Source organism: Pseudoalteromonas sp. L23, from assembly GCF_021728455.1.
Classification (GTDB): Bacteria; Pseudomonadota; Gammaproteobacteria; order Enterobacterales; family Alteromonadaceae; genus Pseudoalteromonas.
Map to the genome: position 1 here is coordinate 1 of NZ_JAKKCW010000036.1, position 5817 is coordinate 5817.

Annotated in this window: 5 protein-coding genes and 1 pseudogene; 4 read left to right on the forward strand and 2 right to left on the reverse strand. The window is 43.3% G+C overall.

Annotated elements, in window-relative coordinates; genetic code table 11:
• Positions 1–746, forward strand: a pseudogene (locus L3V43_RS23450) (hypothetical protein); the annotation flags it as partial.
• Positions 747–753: 7 nt separating this feature from the next.
• A complete protein-coding gene (locus L3V43_RS23455) occupies positions 754–1017 on the forward strand; it encodes a hypothetical protein (RefSeq protein ID WP_095727608.1) in 264 nt (87 codons plus the stop codon).
• A gap of 147 nt (positions 1018–1164) precedes the next feature.
• Here the strand turns inward: L3V43_RS23455 and L3V43_RS23460 are convergent, their stop codons facing one another.
• The gene (locus L3V43_RS23460) at positions 1165–1698 is read right to left on the reverse strand and encodes a DinB family protein (RefSeq protein WP_102058209.1); all 534 of its coding nucleotides are present in this window, start codon (positions 1696–1698) and stop codon (positions 1165–1167) included.
• A gap of 186 nt (positions 1699–1884) precedes the next feature.
• Between L3V43_RS23460 and L3V43_RS23465 the strand changes: the two genes are divergently transcribed.
• Both L3V43_RS23465 and L3V43_RS23470 read left to right on the forward strand, forming a co-directional pair.
• Positions 1885–2613, forward strand: coding sequence for a glutathione peroxidase (locus tag L3V43_RS23465; RefSeq protein WP_010605622.1), 729 nt, complete (start codon positions 1885–1887; stop codon positions 2611–2613).
• Positions 2614–2741: 128 nt separating this feature from the next.
• Positions 2742–4202: a dihydrolipoyl dehydrogenase gene (locus L3V43_RS23470; protein WP_237117520.1), complete on the forward strand. Its 1461-nt coding sequence runs from the start codon at positions 2742–2744 to the stop codon at positions 4200–4202.
• A gap of 44 nt (positions 4203–4246) precedes the next feature.
• Here L3V43_RS23470 and L3V43_RS23475 read toward each other — a convergent pair.
• On the reverse strand, positions 4247–5817 hold a 1571-nt coding region (locus L3V43_RS23475; RefSeq protein ID WP_237117521.1), incomplete at its 5' end, for an EAL domain-containing protein.

Consider the following 5817-nt stretch of genomic DNA (forward strand, 5'->3'; position numbering starts at 1 on the left):
CAGACGCTGCCATCGAAGGCATGCAAGCCACGGTAAAACGCCTAGACGACGTCACCCCCAAAATCGACCAGCATATGCAACAAGCCGCCCAAGAAATCGGGCAGCGAGTTAATAAAGCACTGGATGAATATCAAGGCCAACCACCAATTCGAGGCGTTACCGACAAGCCCACCAAAGCCAAAGCCGATGAATTGGAGCCGCCAAAAGGGAATGAGCTGCCCGGGACAGTTAATAGTCAGTCGGTTTCTGAACAAATAAAGCGTCTTGATATGGAGGGACATGCACCTGCAAGGCATGGAGGGCCAAATAGAGTCACGAAAAAACAATTAGTAGACAGAGCTCTACAAGGGAAAGACCCTGCCTCTGGCACTATATATGATGCTTACCGAAAGAATCCAGATGGGTCTCCAGCACTGCACAGAGTAGGAAGGAGCGCCTCAGCATTTTCTTCAGACGAAGCACTCATTCGTGCCGATAGTTATATTAAAAGTACTAAATCATTTAATTTATTGACAAAGAAAGCAAAAGTTAATAAAGAACCATTTGTTGAGATACAAATACCACTTGAAGATATTTTTGGCTCTAACTACAGAAGTGCTGTACGGGGAATAACTAGACTAGGTTCCAAGAAAAACCCCACTGGATACGAGGTTACAGATTTTTCAAACGGAAATGCCAAAGCTATATATCTAATAGAAGATGGTAACATTAAATTGCACACATTATACCCTGAACTAAAGAAGTAAATATACGATGAATAAACTTGAAGATCCTTTAAGAACCATTTTAAAAACTTATTGTCATGTTGAAAGCTATGACCCCAGTATTTTGAGAAGAGCTGTCGGCATTGGAGAAGACTACCCTTATGACTTGATTAAAGTCAGAGCCCAACTTCGGGAGGCTATAGACTTAAATCTTATTTCACTAACAGAGTATGAAGAACTAACAGACGAAGATTTTGACTCCATAGAGGACCTTCATGAGTGGCTAGAGGAGCTCTATTCAGAGTTATTGTGAAAGTTAGCGAGTGAAATTCTTCTTAACAGGCTTTACCGACCACGGTTTTTAAAGGCCTGTAGAGCTAATGTCTAGCTTTACAACCCTTCTCATTGCTGCTAGCACAAAACACTAGACATAACTGAAGCGGTAAAACGAGCCAGAGCGCTAACCAAATGATGTGGGGATCCGGGCTAATAGATCGGTTTCTCCCATATCAATACCAATCTGGCTGAGTAATGTCGTTATTTGCCCTCTATGGTGCGTCTGATGATTAAATAAATGATGCACTAAAAAACCAAACTTGCGAGAAAAGGTTTTACCTTGTGTGTTTTTGTAGTGTAAATCGGCTGCAAGCGCCTCCTCAGTGACTTCATTCGCAAACTCAATAATCACCTTATCCATTTCCGCCCTTGCCTGTCTCAACGCTGCAAAATCTTCATACAGCATCGCATCAAGCTTTGTCGGCAGAGGCATTGTTGCTACAGCATTCAGTGCTTCAGCATGATGGCTATGCTCTGTATAGCGCTTAAGCCAAATAATATCGGCAACAAGAATATGGTTTAACGATCCCATAATGGATCCAAAAAAAGCCCCTCGATCTTGGTGTAATTCCGTGACGCTCAATCCCGAAACAGCTTCATATAATCTTTCGTTCATCCAGCGATTGTAATCCGCCATTAATTCAAAGTTTGCTTTCATCTAAATATTCCCTGTTCCCGTAAAAATTGACTAACCTCAACTTAGCGGCATTGGCTAGGTTAAAAAATACAAATATTTGAAGTTGAAAACAATCAATTTTATTGAACACTTTAATCTTAACTATCAATTATACAAATCAAAATGCGCGCGGCATAATGGCTCCATCAACTTAAAAAGGAAAGCAAAATGTTAAAGAATATTGAAGGTCAACGCGTACCACAGGTTACATTCCCAATTAGAGAAAATGAAGAGTGGAAGCACGTCACCACCGATGAAATTTTTAAAGGTAAAACTGTGGTTGTATTTTCTTTGCCTGGTGCCTTTACACCAACTTGTTCGTCAACGCACTTACCGCGCTATAACGAGCTTGCTAGCGTATTTAAACAAAATGGTGTCGACGAAATCGTGTGTTTATCCGTTAATGATACGTTTGTAATGAACGCATGGGCACAGTACCAAGAAGCGCAGAATATTACACTACTACCTGACGGTAACGGCGAATTCACTGACGGCATGGGCATGTTAGTTGATAAAAACGATTTAGGTTTTGGCAAACGCAGCTGGCGTTATTCAATGCTGGTAAAAGATGGTGTGATTGACAAAATGTTTATCGAACCAGAAAAGCCTGGCGACCCGTTTGAGGTATCAGACGCAGATACTATGCTGGAGTACATTAACCCGCGCCAAATCAAACCAGAGCCGGTTACCGTTATTAGCAAGATTGGCTGTCCATTCTGTGAAAAAGCCAAAGCTTTGCTAAAAGAAAAAGGACTGGCATATGAAGAGCTGGTACTTGGTCAACAAGCATCGCTAACCAGTCTTAAAGCGCTGTCTGGTCGCGAAACCGTGCCGCAGGTATTTATCGGTGGTAAACACATCGGTGGTTCAGATGATTTAGCTGAATATTTCGCTTAATCACTCATCCCCCACAACATGACTTGGTGAACTTGCTCACCAAGTCAAAATGTTCCCCCTCAACACAACAAAACACAATAGCTAATGGCTGTCATGGGGGTTTACACTTTCTGATTTCGGAGCAAAAAATGAAAAAGATAAACACCGACGTAGTCGTGATTGGTGCGGGAACAGCAGGTCTCAGCGCCTATAGAAATGCCAAAAAATATACCTCAGAAGTACTGATGATTGAGTCTGGCGTATACGGCACAACGTGCGCTCGGGTTGGCTGCATGCCGAGCAAGTTACTGATTGCCGCAGCTGAAGCTGCACATCAAATTGAAGTCGCACCTAAATTTGGTATTAATGTAAAACCCGCTGAAATTGACGGTAAAGCGGTTATGGCGAGAGTAAAGCATGAGCGAGATCGCTTCGTTGGCTTTGTCGTCGAAGCTGTCGACGAACTACCTGAGCAAGATAAACTACGCGGCAGTGCAAAATTTATCAACAGCCATACGGTACAGTTGGACGACCACACTCAGATCACAGCCAAACGTTTTGTTATCGCTACAGGTTCAAGACCTAGCTACCCCGGTGTGTTTAATAATTTTGGCGACCGCTTAGTCATTAACGATAACGTTTTTGACTGGGACAATTTACCCGACTCAGTGGCCGTATTTGGCCCCGGCGTGATTGGCTTAGAACTAGGTCAAGCGCTACACCGACTTGGCGTAAGGGTCAAAGTATTTGGTGTCGGCGGTGGCCTTGGACCACTAACCGATCCAATCGTCAAAGACTATGCCACCACTGTGTTCAGTGATGAGTTTTACCTCGACACAGATGCCAAAGTATCAGACATGAAACAGGTCGGTGACAAAGCCGAGCTTACCTATATTGACAAACAAGGGAAACCGCAAACCGAGCAGTTTGACTATGTGTTGGCAGCCACAGGTCGTGTGCCCAATGTTGATAACTTAGGGCTAGAAAATACCACGCTTGAGCTTGATGACCGAGGCGTACCGCTAGCCGACCCACATACCATGCAATGTCTTGATGGCTCTGGTAACGCCCCGATTTTTATTGCAGGTGATGCCAGCAACCAGATCCCGCTTCTACATGAAGCCGCAGATCAAGGCACAATTGCAGGTGAAAATGCCGGTCGCTTCCCTGATGTGAGAGTGGGACTGCGCCGTGCAAAGCTTGCGGCGGTATTTAGCGACCCACAAATTGCGATGGTTGGAGCAAGTTATAAAGAGTTGGAAAAGCAATATGGCAATTGTGGCTGCTTTGCCATCGGAGAGGTAAGCTTTGAAAACCAAGGCCGCAGCCGCGTGATGTTAAAAAACAAAGGCCATATGCGAGTCTACGCTGAGCAAGGCACCGGATTATTCTTAGGTTCCGAATTTGTCGGCCCTGCTGCTGAGCATATGGCGCATTTACTTGCTTGGGCGCTACAAAACAAGATGACCGTGCCACAAATGCTCGAAATGCCTTTCTACCACCCAGTGATAGAAGAAGGCCTAAGAACGGCACTGCGAAATCTGAATGCAAACTTGAAGTTTGGCCCGGATATTATCAAGCACTGCTTGGAATGTGGTCCAGGCGCTTAATACAAACATTGCTGGAGCCGGCCGTAACTGCTGGCTTTATCTTTTTACTGCGTTGCTTTAAATTCTCTGGCGAGCTCTCTATTTACCACTTTTATCGTTTTCACTACGGACTTTTCGGAAACAGGGCTCGAAAAGTAATACCCCTGAATTTTATCTACTCGTGCTTCTTTGCACACATAATACTGCTGATAGTTCTCAACACCTTCAACAACAATGCTCAATTGTAGGCTCTTAAGCATATCAATCAAACCCATAAATATCCTTTTCCCTCTATCGTCTACCTCAATTCTGTCGGTAAGCGATTTATCCACTTTGACAATATCAATTGGATAATTAAGCAAATGTGATATTGAAGAATAGCCCGTTCCAAAATCGTCTAGCGCAATCTTGCAGCCTAGTTCTTTGATGCGGCTTAGGCTTGATGTTACCCGTTCACTTTCATCCAAAAGCGCAGTTTCTGTTAGCTCAAAGGTAAATAAAGTACCATCAATATCGACTCGTTTTAGACAATCATTGATAAATGCTGGTAGAGAAATGTCTCCGAGCTGTAATGGCGACAGGTTTATTGCTAAACGAATAGGATATCCGCACTTTGTTTGTATCTGCTTCAATGTGGTGATCGCGTGCTCAATAATCCACTTTCCCAACGGTTCTATGAGCTTTGACTCTTCAGCTATTGTAATAAACTCTTGAGGACTACTTGTGTATTTTGCAGTGGGCCATCGGATCAACGCTTCGAGAGACACGACTTTGGCCTGCTGAATATCGACAATCGGCTGAAATGCCAACTCTAACTCTTGCCTCTCTATCGCTCCTCTTAAGTCTTGCTCCACGTTATACTTCATTTGGAACTCAGTCTGCATATTATCTTCGAAAATGCACGCCATCGCACTTTGGGAAGATTTAGCCCTAAATAGTGCAATATCAGCAAAACGTATTAAGTCATCAGCATTATTACCATTAAGTGGGTAAAGAGAAATTCCCATTCTTACTTGGCAGTAGATGTCCAACTCATAGATTGAATAGCTTCGGCTTAGTAACCGGATAAGCTTTTCAGCTTCTATTTTAATTTGAAGCGGGTTGTCACAAGACACCATCAAACAAGCAAACTCGTCTCCACCAAAACGACTGACAATATCTTCTTGCTTGGTATGCCTCTTAAAGCTTGCTCCTAGTTCAAGTAAAAGTTGATCAGCGATTTCATGGCCAAAGCGATCATTTATCTTTTTAAAATCGACGATATCAACGACAAGGATCCCAGCACACTTATAGCGCTTTTTATCGGCTTGCATCAGCCGCTGGCAGGTTTCTTCAAAATAGTAACGATTATACAACCCCGTCAATGAGTCGCGTTCAGCCATCTGCTTTACTTGCAGGTAGCTTTTATGCAGTTGACTTTCTAGCTCAAAGCGTTTCCTTGCTTGGATAATAGACCGGCTCAAGAGCGATGCGGTGACTTCTTCTTTGAGTAGAAAGTCCTGTACGCCCAAATCTAGACATTTCAAAACCAGTTCATCAGAATGTGAATTGCTGATCATCACTATGGTTAGATCTTTAATATGATTGATGCGCTTAAGTTCAATGAGTAAGTCCAAACCATTTTTGGACGGCATAT